This is a genomic window from Blastococcus tunisiensis (assembly GCF_900112815.1).
GTDB lineage: Bacteria > Actinomycetota > Actinomycetes > Mycobacteriales > Geodermatophilaceae > Blastococcus_B > Blastococcus_B tunisiensis.
Genome location: NZ_FOND01000002.1, coordinates 342,860 through 358,432, shown reverse-complemented (window position 1 = coordinate 358,432; position 15,573 = coordinate 342,860). Strand labels below are relative to the sequence as shown.

General features: G+C 72.7%; 10 protein-coding genes. 2 read left to right on the top strand and 8 right to left on the bottom strand.

Translation table 11 applies throughout. From position 1 onward, the window contains the following. Nucleotides 1–31 precede the first annotated feature (31 nt). From BM142_RS04205 to mfd, 4 genes are all read right to left on the bottom strand, one after another. The gene (locus BM142_RS04205) at nt 32–1,393 is read right to left on the bottom strand and encodes a hypothetical protein (RefSeq protein WP_092195492.1); all 1,362 of its coding nucleotides are present in this window, start codon (nt 1,391–1,393) and stop codon (nt 32–34) included. Nucleotides 1,394–1,517: 124 nt separating this feature from the next. Beyond that, the gene (locus BM142_RS04200; protein ID WP_092195491.1) at nt 1,518–3,065 is read right to left on the bottom strand and encodes a right-handed parallel beta-helix repeat-containing protein; all 1,548 of its coding nucleotides are present in this window, start codon (nt 3,063–3,065) and stop codon (nt 1,518–1,520) included. Continuing rightward, the gene (locus BM142_RS04195) at nt 3,062–3,688 is read right to left on the bottom strand and encodes an arsenate reductase/protein-tyrosine-phosphatase family protein (RefSeq protein ID WP_092195490.1); all 627 of its coding nucleotides are present in this window, start codon (nt 3,686–3,688) and stop codon (nt 3,062–3,064) included. The genes BM142_RS04200 and BM142_RS04195 overlap by 4 nt, the downstream gene beginning before the upstream one ends. A 239-nt stretch (nt 3,689–3,927) precedes the next feature. After that, entirely contained in the window at nt 3,928–7,497 is a 3,570-nt protein-coding gene (gene mfd / locus BM142_RS04190; protein WP_217640558.1) for a transcription-repair coupling factor, read from the bottom strand. 287 nt (nt 7,498–7,784) lie between these two features. Here mfd and BM142_RS04185 point away from each other — a divergent pair, with 287 nt between their 5' ends. Together BM142_RS04185 and BM142_RS04180 are read left to right on the top strand one after the other, a co-directional pair. Then, nucleotides 7,785–8,429: a 4'-phosphopantetheinyl transferase family protein gene (locus BM142_RS04185; RefSeq protein ID WP_092195489.1), complete on the top strand. Its 645-nt coding sequence runs from the start codon at nt 7,785–7,787 to the stop codon at nt 8,427–8,429. Beyond that, nucleotides 8,410–11,184: an acetoacetate--CoA ligase gene (locus BM142_RS04180; protein ID WP_092195488.1), complete on the top strand. Its 2,775-nt coding sequence runs from the start codon at nt 8,410–8,412 to the stop codon at nt 11,182–11,184. Before BM142_RS04185 ends, BM142_RS04180 begins: the two co-directional genes overlap by 20 nt. A gap of 102 nt (nt 11,185–11,286) precedes the next feature. On the opposite strand, the gene BM142_RS04175 is transcribed toward BM142_RS04180, so the two are convergent. The 4 genes from BM142_RS04175 to BM142_RS04160 form a co-directional block, all read right to left on the bottom strand. Then, nucleotides 11,287–12,708, bottom strand: a complete 1,422-nt coding sequence (locus BM142_RS04175) for a sugar transferase (RefSeq protein ID WP_254790526.1) — start codon at nt 12,706–12,708, stop codon at nt 11,287–11,289. A 297-nt stretch (nt 12,709–13,005) separates the two neighbouring features. Then, nucleotides 13,006–13,593 carry an aminoacyl-tRNA hydrolase gene (pth, locus tag BM142_RS04170; protein WP_092195487.1) on the bottom strand — a complete coding sequence of 196 codons (588 nt, stop codon included), beginning with the start codon at nt 13,591–13,593 and terminating at the stop codon, nt 13,006–13,008. Nucleotides 13,594–13,658: 65 nt separating this feature from the next. Continuing rightward, nucleotides 13,659–14,363 (bottom strand): 50S ribosomal protein L25/general stress protein Ctc, encoded by a 705-nt coding sequence (locus BM142_RS04165; RefSeq protein ID WP_092195486.1) that lies wholly within the window; start codon nt 14,361–14,363, stop codon nt 13,659–13,661. Between the two features lie 223 nt (nt 14,364–14,586). Continuing rightward, complete coding sequence (locus tag BM142_RS04160; RefSeq protein WP_092195485.1) at nt 14,587–15,567, bottom strand: ribose-phosphate diphosphokinase; 981 nt, start codon at nt 15,565–15,567, stop codon at nt 14,587–14,589. Between the last annotated feature and the right edge of the window lie 6 nt (nt 15,568–15,573).

Here is a 15,573-nt window from a genome sequence, read left to right as displayed (position 1 = left end):
GGTGGGGCCCGCGGGCCCGGAGGCCGGCGGGCTACGGCAGGGCGCGGACGACCCGACGCCGGACAGCAGCAGCGCGGCGGGATGCACCCGGCCGTCGACGGTCCTCTCCCTTATCGACCGGCCACCGACGCCGGCGCCCGCGCTCCGGTCGCGGCGACGTCGCGACCGGAGGACCGCTGCGGTCCAGGCCCATGGCGATGGCCAGCAGGATCGCGGTAAAGACGCTGTTGAAGGCCGAGACCGAGAAGGCGCTGGCGGTGATGGGCGCCAGCAACGCGAGCGCGTCACGGACGCCGACCCCCGAGAGGCGCAGGCCGAGCCAGACGAGCGCGTACAGCAGGACCAGGCCGAGGATCCCGTGGTCGAACAGGGCGCGCAGCACGAACGAGTGCAGAATGACCGAGTAACAGACACCGGGGTCGGTGGAGCTGAACAGCGGTGCGTAGTACGACAGGTCGGCGCACGCGCCGGAGGACAGCGGCGTCAGCGGGGCGGAGCCGGTGAAGAACTGCCAGACCGGCCAGCTGTCGACGTCGCCCAGATACACCTGGAGGAAGTTGAGCCGGTCCAGGCTCGACAGACCACCGTCCTGGCTGAGCCGGCTGGTGATGACTTCGAAGACGGCGTAGCCGACCGCCGCGACACCCGCGATGTGCAATGGCCAGGTGCGGTTGCTCGTCCGGACGTAGAGGAAGACGTAGACCACGAGCAGCGCGAGCGCGGCGCTGCGGGACCCGGACAGCAGCACGGTGGCTGCCAGAGCGAGGAAGACCCAGTTCCGGCGGTCGCCGAGGTGAGGCCAGGCCAGGTAGACCAGGCCCATGAGCAGGATCAGCTCGAAGTTGTTCTCGATGTAGACGCCCGGGCGCTGCGCGAGGCCCAGGACGACGGAGTAGCCGTACTTCAGCAGGAAGACACCGACGAGCACAGTCGTGAAGTTCGCCAGGCGGCGGGCCGAGAAGACCTTCTTCCCGACGAAGAAGGCCAGCGCCACGAGGTAGATGTAGGCCTTGTAGGCCTGTACGAAGTCGACGACGCTCGCCGAGCTGTAGGTGAACCAGGTCAGCGTCTTTACGAAGACGTACAGGCCGCCGAGAACCAGGACCGGCCAAGCACCCGCCGTGAGACGGGTGGCCAGGAGTGCGGCGCAGCCGATCAGCGCCAGCTCGAGAAGGGAGGCGGCGGGCAGCAGGTTGTAGTTGTACTCGCCGGGCGAGACCACGCCGGTGACGGCGAGCAGGAGCAGTGCTCCGTAGAGGACCCGTTCGGACCAGCTCGCCCGGTCGGCCGTCCCCGCACCCCCCATGGCCCGCCGCCGAATCCGGGCGATCCTGCCGCGGCCGCCGTCGAGCCCCGCGGTCACCTCGGGGCCGGGTCCGGCCGGGGCGTCCACCGGGTGAGGGGAGCTCAGCGATGCGGGCACGGTGATCTGCGGTGTCCTTCCCGGTCGTCGCGCAGGCAGCAGTCGGGCGGAGCTGTGCCCGACCTCCTCTCATCGGCAGGTGCGGCGACGTTCCTTAGAGGAGTTCCAGCCGGATCCGGAGCGCGGCGGCACCTGTGTTGGTGACCGAGACGGTCAGTACCCGCCCGTCGGCGGTGACGTCGGCGGTCACGCGCATCGGTCCGGTGGGCCCGAACTCCACACCGATCCGGTCGTCGGTTGCACCGAGGGTGGCCTCGGCCCCTGCGTCCCCTCGGCCGACCAGCACCAAGGCCTCGGCCGCGCCGCGGGTGCCTGTCCCGCCGCTCCGGTACGACAGCAGCAACCGGTAGACGCGGCCCGGGCCGTCCACGTCCCCGGCGTCGACGGCGAACACGGCCGGCTCGGTGGACCCACCCGCCACCGCGAGGTCCGCGACGCCGACCCGCAGCTGGATCCCGGTCGCGGCCTGCAGGCCGGGCCCGGCGTTGAGCAGGTGCGTCCCGCGGACGCCGGGTGCCGCAGTCGCGATGGCGGTCCCGGACGTCGAGCCGGTCAGGTCGTTGCCGGTGATCGTCACATCGGTGCCGCCGTCAGCGCGAAGGGCGACCGCCGGGGAGTCGTAGCCGCTCGTCCCGCCGTCGTCCCTGCCGGAGTTCGTGCTGAGGCCGGTGACGACCAACCCGGTGCACCCGGCGTGGAAGAGGTGACAGTCGTCGTCCGGCGTGTCCTCGGCGAGCCTTCCGTTGCGGCGCAGCACCGCGCCCACGACCGTGCTGTGCGAGCACTCGACCAGTCGCACGCCGGCCTTGCCGTTGCGGTCGATGACGCCACCGATCAGCACGTTGTGCTCGGCCTGAAATGCCTGGACCCCGTAGCCGTCGTTCCACTCGACCTTGTTGCCGAGGAACGTGTTGTCGTTGGCGCCGGAGGCCAGGGAGATCCCGTCGCCCTCGTTGGCGTTGATGACGGTGCTTTGCACGATGGAGTCGACGATGTCCTTGATGCCGGTCCCGTTCTGGTGGATCTGGCACTCGGTGAGGATGCTGCCGCTCACGTAGGCGGCGTCGAAGCCGACCGATGCCTCGGCCATGGTGACCCGCTCCAGGACCACGCCGATACCGGCGGGGCGGACTGCCGGCTGGGCCCGCCCCTCCCCCTCGACGGCGATGTCGGTGACGACGCCGAGTTCGCCGACGGTCAGTACCGGCCCGGCCGAGTCGACGGAGCGGGCCCGCAGCCGCGCCCCGCTCTCGGATCGGCCGGTGTAGGAGCGCCCCGACGGCCCGGTCAGGACCTGCCCGCGCCGGAGGGTGATCCCGTCGACCAGGTAGAGCCCCCCGGGCAGCCACAGCTGCGCGCCTTCGGCAGCGGCGTCGACGGTGGCTTGGAGGGCGGCTGTGCTGTCGCGCGTCCCGGAGACGTCGATCCCGGGGCCGGCGAGAACCGTGACGCCGGTGGGTGCGTCGACCGGTGTCGCCACGTCGCCGCGGCCGCCGGGACGCTGGGTGGCCGCCGCCGCCGCGCCGACCACGGTGCCGCCGGCGAGTGCGGTGACGACGAACCCGCGGCGGCCCAGGGCGCGCCGTCCTACTGCGGGTGGATCCGAACTCTCGGCGGAGTGCGGGCCGGGAGGGACCGTCACGCCCGCCAGTCCGCGGCCGGAGCTCCGGCCGGGGAGCTGACGAGTTCGGCGAACCTGCCGAGGACAGGACGGATCGCGGCGGCGATGGTCTCCCCCACCGTGGCGTGGACCTCGTCGGGCTGGCCGATCGGGTCGGCGACGTCGTCTGTGGCGCTGCTCGGGCGCAAGGCCCGGGCCTTGGCCATGTGCTTGACGAGGGCGCGGGCGCGGTCGGCCGGACCGGCGTCCAGGAACTCGACGTCGGGGCCGAGGAGGTCGAGCAGGCAGGCCGCCTCGACGAGGGTGAAGGTACGTGACAGGGCGCGCGGGGCGCGGGCGAGGACGTCGCGGCGGTGGTCCCGGGTCATCGTCAGAGCGAGGTCGGCCGAGCCCGCGATCTGGTCGGTCAGCTGACGTGCCACGAAGCCGCCGGGGTCCCCGCCCAGTGACTGCAGGACGCGGGCGCTGGCCAGATCCATGCCCGCGCCGACGACGGCCCGAGTTCCGGCGCTCTCGAGCCGGAGGACGGCCGGGTCGGGAAGCAACGGGGCCACGTGCGCCCGGCCCACGCGTTCGGCCATCGGGGAACGGCAGACGTTCCCCGTGCACACCACGAGCACACTGAAGGGATCGGGGGCCACCATGCCGTCAATTGTCCGAGCCGATTCAGGGCGGGCGGGCGGAACCGAGGGCTCTTGCCCAATCCGAGTGGGACGCGTCATGCATTCGAGGGACGTCGAGGAGGCCGGAGGCGCTGGCTCCAGGGCGCGGCGCCCGCGACGACGCTCGGTGCGGCTCAGGAATCGGAGCGCGTCCACCACGGCGGCACGCCCCGCCCTCGGTCCTACCCTCCCCCGACGATCCAGCGCCCTGCCCCCGACTTTCAACGGTGCGGACCACCGACCAGGGGTGCGGACGGAGCCTGCTGCGGTTGCTCGAGAACGGCCTTCAGCACCGAGTGCAGGTTCTCCAGCAGGGCGACGTCGCGCAGCGGGGTCCGGCGGTCGGGGCCGACCGGCACCTTGAGCGAGATCGTCTCCACGGCCGCCTTGTAGGAGGCGCCGTCGGCGAGGCGCGCCAGCCGCATCTGCTTGGACTCCGGCAGCGACACCGGGCTGATCCGGATCGCCCGGCCCTGCAGCGACACCTCGGTGATGCCCAGCGCGCGCATCGCCGTCCGGAAGCGGGCCACGGCGAGCAGGTTGAGCACCGGCGCCGGCGGGGCGCCGTAGCGGTCGGTCAGCTCGTCGAGCACGGCCTGCGCCTGCTCGTCGGTCTGCACCGAGGCCACCTTGCGGTAGGCCTCCATCCGCAGCCGCTCCCCCGGCACGTAGTCGTGCGGCAGGTGGGCGTCGACCGGCAGGTCCACCCGCACCTCCAGCGGCTCGACCGGCGCGGACTCGCCGGTCACCTGCGACCGGTAGTCGGCCACCGCCTCACCCACCAGCCGCACGTAGAGGTCGAACCCGACGCCGGCGATGTGCCCCGACTGCTCGCCACCCAGCAGGTTGCCCGACCCGCGGATCTCCAGGTCCTTCATCGCCACCGCCATGCCGGCGCCGAGGTCGGTGTTGTGCGCGATCGTGGTCAGCCGGTCGACCGAAGTCTCGGTCAGCGGCCGGGTCGGGTCGTAGGTGAAGTAGGCGTACGCCCGCTCGCGGCCGCGGCCCACCCGGCCCCGGATCTGGTGCAGCTGGGAGAGGCCGAAGGTGTCCGCGCGGTCGACGATCAGCGTGTTGGCGTTCGGGATGTCCAGGCCCGACTCGACGATCGTCGTCGCCACCAGGACGTCGTACTCCTTCTCCCAGAAGCCGACCATGATCCGCTCGAGCTCGTGCTCCTTCATCTGCCCATGGCCGACCGCCACGCGGGCCTCGGGCACCAGGTTGCGGATCTTCGCCGCCGCCTTGTCGATCGACTGCACCCGGTTGTGGATCACGAACACCTGGCCGTCGCGCAGCAGCTCGCGGCGGATCGCCGCCGCCATCTGCTTGTCCTCCCACGCGCCGACGTAGGTCAGCACCGGGTGCCGCTCCTCGGGCGGGGTGAGGATCGTCGACATCTCCCGGATGCCGGTCAGCGACATCTCCAGCGTGCGCGGGATCGGCGTCGCGGACATCGAGAGCACGTCCACCGCCGTCCGCACGCTCTTCAGGTACTCCTTGTGCTCGACGCCGAAGCGCTGCTCCTCGTCGACGATCACCAGGCCGAGCTCCTTGAACCGGGTGGTCGGCTGCAGCAGCCGGTGGGTGCCGACGAGCACGTCGATCTCCCCCGCGGCCAGCTTGCGGATGATCTCGTCGCTCTCGGTCTTCGACTGGAACCGGGACAGCACGGCGACCGTCACCGGGAACTGCGCGAATCGCTCCGAGAAGGTCTTGAAATGCTGGTTGGCCAGCAGTGTCGTCGGCACCAGGACGGCGACCTGCTTGCCGTCCTGCACCGCCTTGAACGCCGCCCGCACCGCGATCTCGGTCTTCCCGTAGCCGACGTCGCCGCAGATGATCCGGTCCATCGGGACCGGCTGCATCATGTCGGCCTTGACCTCGTCGATCGCGCCGAGCTGGTCGGGCGTCTCCTGGAACGGGAAGGCGTCCTCGAGCTCGCGCTGCCACACGGTGTCCGGCCCGAACGCGTGGCCCTTCGTCGCCATGCGCGCGGAGTACAGCCGGATCAGCTCCGCGGCGATCTGCTTGACCGCCTTGCGCGCGGAGTTCTTCGTCTTCTGCCAGTCCGCGCCGCCCAGCTTCGACAGCGCCGGCGCCTCGCCGCCGACGTAGCGGGTGAGCTGGTCGAGGGCGTCGGTCGGCACGAACAGCCGGTCCGGCGGCTGGTTCCGCCGCGACGGCGCGTACTCGACGATCAGGTAGTCGCGCTGCCCGCCGTTCACCGTGCGGCTGATCATCTCGATGTAGCGGCCGATGCCGTGCTGCTCGTGGACGACGAGGTCGCCGGGCTGCAGCTGGGCCAGGTCGACGGCGTTGCGCCGGCGGGCCGGCATCTTCGCCGTGTCGCGCATCGAGGTGCCGCGCTGGCCGGTGAGGTCGTGCTCGGTGAGCAGCGCCAGCCCGATCCCGGGGAAGGCGAAGCCGGACTCCAGGTTGCCCTGGGTGACGTGCGCGAGGCCCGCGTCGGGGACGGCGCCGATGTCGGGCACCAGCCGGACGCCGAGGTCGGCCTCGGCGAACTGGTCGGCGGCCCGCTGCGCCGGCCCCGGCCCGGCGAAGGTGACGACGACCCGCCAGTCGTCCCGGGTCCAGGCGCGCACCTGCTCGACGGCCTTCGGCACGTCGCCGGAGAATCGGTCGACGGTCGTGGCGTCGAGGGTGACCTGCTCGTCGTCGTCCTCGGCCTGGAGAGTGAAGGCGCCGGTGGTCCACCACGGCAGCCCGCGGATCCGGGCCGCGGTCTCCACCTCGGCGAGGTCCTTGAACGACGACGCCCCGAGGTCGATCGGCGCCTGGCCAGCCTCCGCGGCCGTCGACCAGGACGCGGCGAGGAACTCCTCGGCGGTGCGCACCAGGTCGGCCGAGCGGGTGCGCACCCGCTCGGGGTCGCACACCAGCACGTGCGTGCCCTTCGGCACGAGGTCGGTGAGCAGCTGCATCTTGCCGGCCACCAGCGCCGGGATCAGCGACTCCATCCCCTCCACCGCGATGCCCTCGGCCAGCTTGCCGAGGATCTCGGCCAGCTCCGGGTGCTCGACGGCCAGCGCGGCGGCCCGCTCACGGACCTCCGGCGAGAGCAGCAGCTCCCGGCACGGCGGGGCCCACAGCCGCTCGGGGCGCTCGTCCAGCGAGCGCTGGTCGGCGGCGGAGAAGTAGCGCAGCTCGTCGACCTCGTCGCCCCAGAACTCCACCCGCACCGGGTGCGGCTCGGTCGGCGGGAAGACGTCCAGCAGGCCGCCGCGGAGCGCGAACTCGCCACGCTTCTCGACCAGCTCCACGCGGGTGTAGGCGGCGTCGACCAGGGCGCGGGCGACGTCGTCGAGGTCCGCGCTGTCGCCGGGCTTCAGCTCGACCGGGACCAGGTCGCCCAGCCCGGGCGCGAGCGGCTGCAGCGCGCTGCGCACCGGTGCGACCAGGACGTCGATCGTCCCGTTCTCGCCGGGGTGGGTCAGGTCGCGCAGCACAGCGAGGCGGCGACCGACCGTGTCCGCCCGGGGGCTGAGCCGCTCGTGCGGCAGCGTCTCCCACGCGGGGAAGGTCTCGACCCGGCGTCCCGGGACGACGCAGCGGAGCAGGTCGGCGACCTGGTCGGCGTCCCGCTCCCCGGCGGTGACCACGAGCACCGGCACCCCGGCGCCCGGCGCGGCGGCCGCGAGGGCGCCGGCGACCAGCGGCTGGACCGGCGGCGGCGCGGTGACCGCCAGCGAGGCGCGCCCGGCCGAGGCCACGACGCGCGCCATGCCGGGATCGGTGAGGACGACGTCGAGCACGCCGCGCAAGGTCACGGGGGGTCCACTCCTGGAGATCTGGCGGCCGCGCACACCGCCGTCTGCGGCAGGGGCCTCCGTCGAGGTTAGCCCGCGTCGCGCGACCGCGTCGGCGGACCACCGGCGCCCGCGGGCGACAGCCGCATCCCCAACCGGTGCGCCGACCAGTGCTTTCGCCCCAAGGGGGGAGGTCGGGCCGGGCCCGCGGTGGGAGCATGTCCATCATGTCGGTCGCGGTCGCAGGACATCGCGCCCCGCCGATCGTCCCCAGGTCCGCGCGGCTGAGGGAGGCCGCTGTTTCGACCGTGCGCCTGGACGCGGACGACACTGCCGTCGCCCGCGCGCGGCTGCTGCTGTCGCCTGCCGAACTGGCCTACGCCGACCGCGCGGCTCCCGTGGTCGCCCGGCAGCGGATCCTGACCCGGGCGGGCCTGCGCCGCCTGGCCGGCGACGTGCTGGGCCTCCTCCCGGAGGCGGTACCGCTGCGGGAGGGGGCGGACGGCCGCCCGGAGCTCGACGTGCCGGGTGCGGACGTCAGCTGCACGCGCAGCGCGGGCGTCGGGCTGGTCGCCGTCAGCACCGGGCAGCGGCTCGGCATCGACGCCGAGCCGGTCCTCGACTGGCGGGACGAGGTGCTGGCCGAGGGCTGGCTCTCCCCCGCCGAGACCCGCGCGCTCGTCGCCCTGCCGCCCGCGGCGCGCGGCCTCGCCGCCGCCCGCTGCTGGACGCGCAAAGAGTCCCTCCTCAAAGGGCTCGGCACCGGGCTCACCGACACGCTGGCCGATCTCGACGTCGGTGTCGGCAGGTTCGACACACTGGTCGCGGGCTGGCGGATCCGCGCCCTGCTCGCGCCTCCGGGGCACGTCGCGAGCATCGCGACCCTCCCCGACTCCATCCCCGCCCCCCTGGCGGCAGCAGAGCGGAGCACCCGTGGTCACGCCCACTCCTGAGGCCGCGGCCGCGCGCCGGTTCCCCGCTGCCCAACTGGCGGACTTCCGCAACCGCTGCGAGGAGCTCAGCCGCCGGGACCTACGCGACCCCTCCGCGCTGCACGCGTTCTCCGTAGACTCCCCGGAGTTGTTCTGGCGCACCCTGCTGGAGTGGACCGGCCTGCCCTGGTCCGGCTCGGCCGACGTCGTCCGCACCAGCTCCGACGTGGAGACCGCGCGCTTCTTCCCGGACGTGCGGCTCAACTACGCCGAGGCGCTCCTGCGCCCGATCGACGGCGCCGACGACGATGCACCCGCGCTGACCGGGGTGCACGCCGACCGCCCGCCGGAGACCTGGACCCGCCGTGAGCTCCGCACGGCGGTTCAGCGCGGCGCGGCCGCTCTCTCCCGCCTGGGTCTTACCGCCGGCGAGCGCGTGGTCGCCATTGCGCCGAACACCACCGGGGTGGCGATCGCCGCGCTGTCGGTCGCCGCGCTGGGCGGGACGCTCTCCACGGCCACCCCCGACATGGGGACGACCGCGCTCCTCGGCCGCTTCGAGCAGGTCGAGCCCGTGCTCCTCCTGCTGGACCGCACCGGCATGGAGGACGCCGAGGACGCCACCCTGGCCCTGCTCGACGGCCTACCCACGGTGCGCCGCCTCGTCGTGCTGGACGGCGGCCCGCTGCCCGACCTCGGTGACCTCCCCGTGCTGCGGTGGGCCGACCTCGCCGCGGAGGAGGGGGACCCGGTGGACTGGCCGCGCCTAGCCTTCGACCACCCCCTCTTCGTCATGTTCTCCTCGGGCACGACTGGTCCACCCAAGGCGATGGTCCACGGCGCCGGCGGCACGCTGCTCGAGCACGTGAAAGAGCACCGCCTGCACGGAGACCTGCGCGCCGGCGAGACGCTGTACTTCCACACGACCACCGCCTGGATGATGTGGAACTGGCAGCTGTCGGCGCTGGCGGTCGGCGCCCACGTCGTGGTCTACGACGGCCCGATCGCCGGCCCGCAGACCCTCTGGGAGCTCGCCGCCGACCACAAGGTGCACGTCCTCGGAACCAGCCCGCCATACCTGCAGATGTGCCAGGACGAGGGCTACCAGCCGGCCGACGAGGTCGACCTCGGCGCGCTGCGGTCGGTGCTCTCGACCGGCGCCGTCCTGCACGACTGGCAGTTCGACTGGGTCGCCGAGGCCGTCGGCGCGCAGCCGCTGCAGTCGATCTCCGGCGGCACCGACATCATCGGCTGCTTCGTCCTGGGCCATCCCGAGCTGCCCGTGCGCAGAGGCCGCAGCCAGGCGCGGAGCCTCGGTCTGGACACCGTCGCCGTGGACGAGGACGGCGCGGAGGTCGTGGACGCCGTCGGCGAGCTCGTCTGCCGCGCGCCCTTCCCGTCGCGGCCGGTCCACTTCCTCCGCGACCCGGACGGCAGCCGGTTCCACAGCGCCTACTTCGCCGACCACCCCGGTGTCTGGACGCACGGCGACCTGATCGACTTCGCGCCCGACGGCTCAGCCCGGGTGCACGGGCGCTCCGACGGCGTCCTGAACGTCAACGGCATCCGGATCGGTCCGGCCGAGGTCTACACCGCGCTGCGCGGGATCGACGCGGTCACCGAGGCGATGGCGGTCGAGCAGCGGGACGGGGCGCGGCCCGGGACGACGCGCATGGTGCTGCTCCTCGTCCTCTCCGCCGGCGCCCGTCTCGACGGCACACTCGAGCGCGAGATCCGGCGCACCCTGCGCCGTAAGGCCTCGGCGGCGCACGTGCCGTCGCTCGTCGTGGCCGTCCCCGAGCTGCCTCTCACGCACAACGGCAAGCGCTCGGAGCGGGCGGCGCGGGACGCCGTGAACGGTGATCCGGTCGTCAACGTGGCGGCCCTGCGCAACCCCGACAGCCTGACCGCGATCCGCGCCGCCGTCCTGGCCTTCGACGGCCGGCTCCCGGCTCCCCCGGCGCCGGCTGTCGTCCCCTCCCGCCGCCCGTCCGCCGACGGCGACCTGCAGGGGGCCGTGGCCCGCATCTGGCGCGAGACGCTGGGGCTGGCCGCCGCCGAGCCCGACGACCACTTCTTCGACCTGGGCGGCACGTCGCGCCAGGTGATGGGGCTGCTGCACCGGCTGCGCACCGAGGTCGGTCGGGACGTCCCGATCACCGACTTCATCACCGCCCCAACGCTGGGCGAGCTCACCCGGCTGGCCGGCGCCGGAGCCCCCGGGGCAGCGGTCGACATGCCGGCGGCACCGACCCACCCCGGCTCCTTCCGCGAGCTGCTCCGCTGGATGGCCGAGGACGCCGAGGTCAACCGCCGGCGCGGGGGTGGCACGCTCAGCGTGCTCGCCGCCGGCATCTTCCGGATCAATCAGTACGGCACCCGCCGGCGCGGACCGGTGGCCTCGGTGGTGCGGGTGCTGTCCCTGCCGCTGGTCGCCTTCGCCCGGCTCGGCCTGAACTGCGAGCTCCCCGGCGAGCTGGCCTGCGGGCGGCGGCTCGTGCTGGCCCACGGCGGCCGCGGGATCATCATCGTCCGCGACGCGGTGCTCGGGGACGACGTCGTCATGGCCCCGTACGCGTCGGTCGGCGCCGCATACCCAACCCCGGGTGCCCCTGTCATCGGTGACGGCGTCTACCTCGGAGCGCACGCGACGGTGCTCGGGCCGATCACCGTCGGGGACGGGGCCTTCCTCGGCGCCCGTTCCTTCGTCCTGCGGGACGTCGCGCCGGGAGGGGTCGCCCTCGGCGTCCCCTCCGAGATCGTCGATCCCCACTGAGCAACCCACCCTGCTAGCGCGGCGGGGGGCGGCGGGACCGCCGGGCGACGGCGAGTGCGCGCGGGCCCAGCATTCCGCCGCCGCCGGCGGTACGGAGCCGGTTCAGTAGGCGCCGCGAGCCCGCGAGACGGCCGCGAACGTCTTCCAGATGATCTTCGTGTCAAGCGCGAGCGACCAGTTCTCCACGTAGCGCAGGTCCAGCCGCACAGCTTCCTCCCACGGGAGGTCGCTGCGACCGGAGATCTGCCACAGCCCGGTAAGCCCCGGCTTGACGAGCAGTCGTCGGCTCACCGAGGAGTCGTAGCGCGCGACCTCGCCCGGAAGCGGCGGGCGGGGACCGACCAACGACATGGTGCCGCCCAGAACGTTGAGCAGCTGGGGCAGCTCGTCGAGAGACAACCGGCGGAGCCAGCGACCCACACGCGTGACTCGGGGGTCCTTGCGCAGCTTGAACAGCAGCCCGTCGGAGATGTTGGAGTCGCGGAACTCGTCGACCACCTTGTCGGCGTCCACGACCATGCTGCGGAACTTGAGCATCGTGAACGAGTGACCATTGATGCCCACACGCTCCTGGCGGTACAGCACGGGACCGGGGCTGGAGAGGCGCACCGCGAGCCCGATACCGAGCAGCAGTGGTGCCAGCACGAGTAGGGCGAGCGCGGCGCTGGTGCGGTCGAAGACGCCCTTGACCATGCGCTGCCATCCCTCGAAGCGCGGCTGTTCCACCGAGAGCAGCGGCAGACCCTCGAAGGGGCGGATGTGCAGGCGCGGGCCGGCGACCTCGATCAGCCCGGGGGCGACGAGCAACTCCATCCCACTGCCCTCGAGCTGCCAGGAGAGCTGGCGCAGGTACTGCGCCGCGGTCTCGCTGGCCGACGTCACGGCAACGGTGTCGGCACGCAGTCGGGTGGCCAGTTCCACGACCTGATCGAGGCCGCCGACGGGGACGCCTGCCGCGTCGGCGACCCGGGCGCGGTCGGCCGGCGGTACGCACAGGGCCACGACGTCGAGGCCGGCGTAGTTCTCGCGCTGCAGGAGTCCGCTCAGCTCGAGTACCGAGCCACCGCGGCCGACGACGACGACGCGCTTGGTGCACAGCCCGCGGGCGCGCAGGTGGCGGAGCTGCCAGCGGGCGACGACGCGTCCGGCCAGGGTGGCGAGGATCAGCGCGGGAACTGCGACGAGGACCAGCGCGCGGCTGAGGTCGAGACCTCCGACGTAGGAGGTGAGCGCAGCTAGCGCGATCAGCGTGAAGCCGGCGCGGCCGACGCGGCGGTATTCATCGCTGCCTGTTCCGAAGACTCGCTCGGAGTGGGCGCCGGTTGCACTGAGCAGCAGCGGCCAGGTCGGAATGAGCAACAGGCACGCCCAGAAGAGCGCGTCGGAAGCGCTGATGGCCTCGGGTCGTGCGAGCAGCACCCCGCCGCCCGCAACGGCCGCGACGAACGTTTCGAAGGCGAAGAGCGAGACGGCGTAGCGCCGGACCCACTGGAGGCGGCCGTGCCGGTCGACCGCGTCGGCCACGGGCAGCCCGTCGAAGGGATCCCCGGCTGCCCGCTGCCTCGGCACTCGCTCCAGGCCCGACTTCAGCCCGTTGTGGTCCAGCAGCACGTCGCCCCCTGCGCAAGCATCACGATATGTGATCGAACGCCGCACAGGAATTCCATCGGAACACCCTGCTATCAGGATGTTCCTCCCCGCACGACTCCTGTAGTCCTGACCAGGCTCACGGAGAGTGATGGACGCGTCAATGCTCGAACGGGCACCTTCACCCGTTGGGTGGAGGCGGCTCCGACCGATCGAAGGAGCCGTGGGCGGATATCAGCTGCGGGGGTGGACCACGTTCTGCGCGGCCTCGAGCCCGGTGCCGACGAGCTCCTCGACGGCGTCCGCGGCCTCGGCGACGAGGAGGCCGAGCTCCTTGCGTTCCACGGCGGAGAAGTCCTTGAGGACGTAGTCGGCCGGGTCCTGGCGGCCGGGCGGGCGGCCGATGCCCACGCGCACCCGCAGGTAGTCCTTGGTGCCGGTGGAGCGGGTGATCGAGCGCAGGCCGTTGTGCCCGCCCTCGCCCCCACCGCGCTTGAGGCGGACCGTGGCGAAGGGCAGGTCGAGCTCGTCGTGCACGACGACGAGCTCCTCGGCCGGCAGGTGGTGGTAGTCGAGCAGGCCACGGACCGGCCCGCCGGACTCGTTCATGTAGGTCAGCGGCCGGGCCAGGACCACCCGGCGGCCGGCGAGCCGCCCCTCCCCGGCCAGCGCGCGGGACCGGGCGCCCTTGCCGGCCGAGAGCTTGAGACCGGCCCGGTCCGCCAGCTCGTCGAGCACCATGGCGCCGACGTTGTGCCGGTTGCCGGCGTAGCCGGGCCCGGGGTTGCCGAGCCCGACGACGAGGAACGGGCCCTCGGACACCCCACGACCGGGGGCGCCGGCAGTGCCGGCGCCCCCGGGGGTCGTGCTATCGGTCAGCGGATGCCTCAGCTGTTCCCGGCCGAGTCCATCGACTCGCCGCTGCCCTGGTCCTGCGGCTCGGGGACGACGTCGCCGGTACCGGCACCCTCCTCGGCCTCGCCGGACTCCTCGCGCTCGATGCCGGCCTCGGCCTCGAGCTCCTCCAGCTCGGCCTCCAGCGCCTCCGCGGTCGGGGCACCCAGGAAGCCGATGACCAGGGCCTCCGGGTCGGTGATCAGCGTCGAGCCCTTCGGCAGCACCAGGTCGCCGGCGGTGATGCCCTGACCGGCGGACCGGCCCTGGACGTCGACCTCGATGTTGTCCGGCAGCTTCGTGGCGTCGGCCTCGATCTGCACGGTGTTGAGCTGCTGGTTGGTGATCGTGTCCGGTGCGACGTCGCCGACGATCACGATCGGCACCTCGACGGTGGTCTTCTCACCGCGGCGGACGACGAGCAGGTCGACGTGCTCGTGGGTGCGCTTGAGGGGGTCGCGCTGGACGGCCTTGGTCAGCGCCAGCTGCTCCTTGCCGTCGAGCACGACGGTCAACAGGGCGTTGGTGCCGCCGTTGCGCAGCGCCGCGGCGAACTCGCGGGCGGGCAGCGACAGGTGGACGACGTCCTGGCCGTGCCCGTACAGGACGGCGGGGATGCGGCCCTCGCGGCGGGTGCGGCGGGCGCTGCCCTTGCCGAACTCGGTGCGGGTCTCGGCTTCGAGGCGGTAGTCGGCCACGGTGGTGTGCTCCTCAGGAGGTGGATCGGGTCTGCGGGCCGGCGCACGAGCGCGGGCACACCCCTGAGGGCGAACGCACGTCGATCACGGAACGCGGAGCGCTCCCTCGCCGGGCAACGGGTCGAGAGTACCCGAGCGCCGTCGCGCCCCGGTGGGGTGTGCGCTCGTCGGCAGTTCCGCGGCGGATTCCTGCTGACCGGCGCACGACGTTCGAGCGAGGCGCCTAGCTGGCCCCGTCGAACAAGGAGGTGACCGAGCCGTCCTCGAAGACCTCCTTGATGGCCCGCGCGAGCAGCGGGGCGATCGAGAGGACGGTGAGCTTGTCGAAGTGCCGCTCGGCCTCGATGGGCAGCGTGTTGGTCACGATGACCTCGCTGACCTTGCTGTTCTTCAGCCGGTCCACGGCCGGCCCGGACAGCACGCCGTGGGTGGCGGTGACGATGACGTCGGCGGCGCCGGCCTCGAACAGCGTCTCCGCGGCTTTCACGATCGTGCCGCCGGTGTCGATCATGTCGTCGACCAGGATGCAGACCCGGCCCTCGACCTCACCCACCACGCGGTTGGCCTTGACCTCGTTGGGCCGCAGCGGGTCGCGGGTCTTGTGGATGAACGCCAGCGGGGTGCCACCGAGCTTGTCGGTCCACCGCTCGGCGACGCGGACCCGGCCGGAGTCGGGCGAGACGACGGTGATGTCCCGGTCGCCCCAGCGCTGGCAGACGTGGTCGACCAGCAGGTCGAGGGCGAAGAGGTGGTCGACCGGACCGTCGAAGAAGCCCTGGATCTGGGCGGTGTGCAGGTCGACGGTCATCAGCCGGTCGGCGCCGGCGGTCTTGAACATGTCGGCGACCAGGCGCGCGGAGATCGGCTCCCGGCCGCGGTGCTTCTTGTCCTGGCGGGCGTAGGGGAAGAACGGGGCGACGACGGTGATCCGCTTGGCCGAGGCGCGCTTGAGCGCGTCGACCATGATCAGCTGCTCCATGAGCCAGGTGTTGATCGGTGCGGTGTGGCTCTGCACGACGAACGCGTCGCAGCCGCGGACGGACTCCTCGAACCGGACGAACAGCTCGCCGTTGGCGAACTCGTAGGCGGCGGTCGGGGTGGCCGTGACCCCGAGGTGCCCGGCGATCTCGTCGGTGAGTTCCGGGAAGGCCCGCCCGGAGAAGAGCATCAGGCTCTTGCTGTTCGCCTGCCGGATCGCGCTCATCGGTTC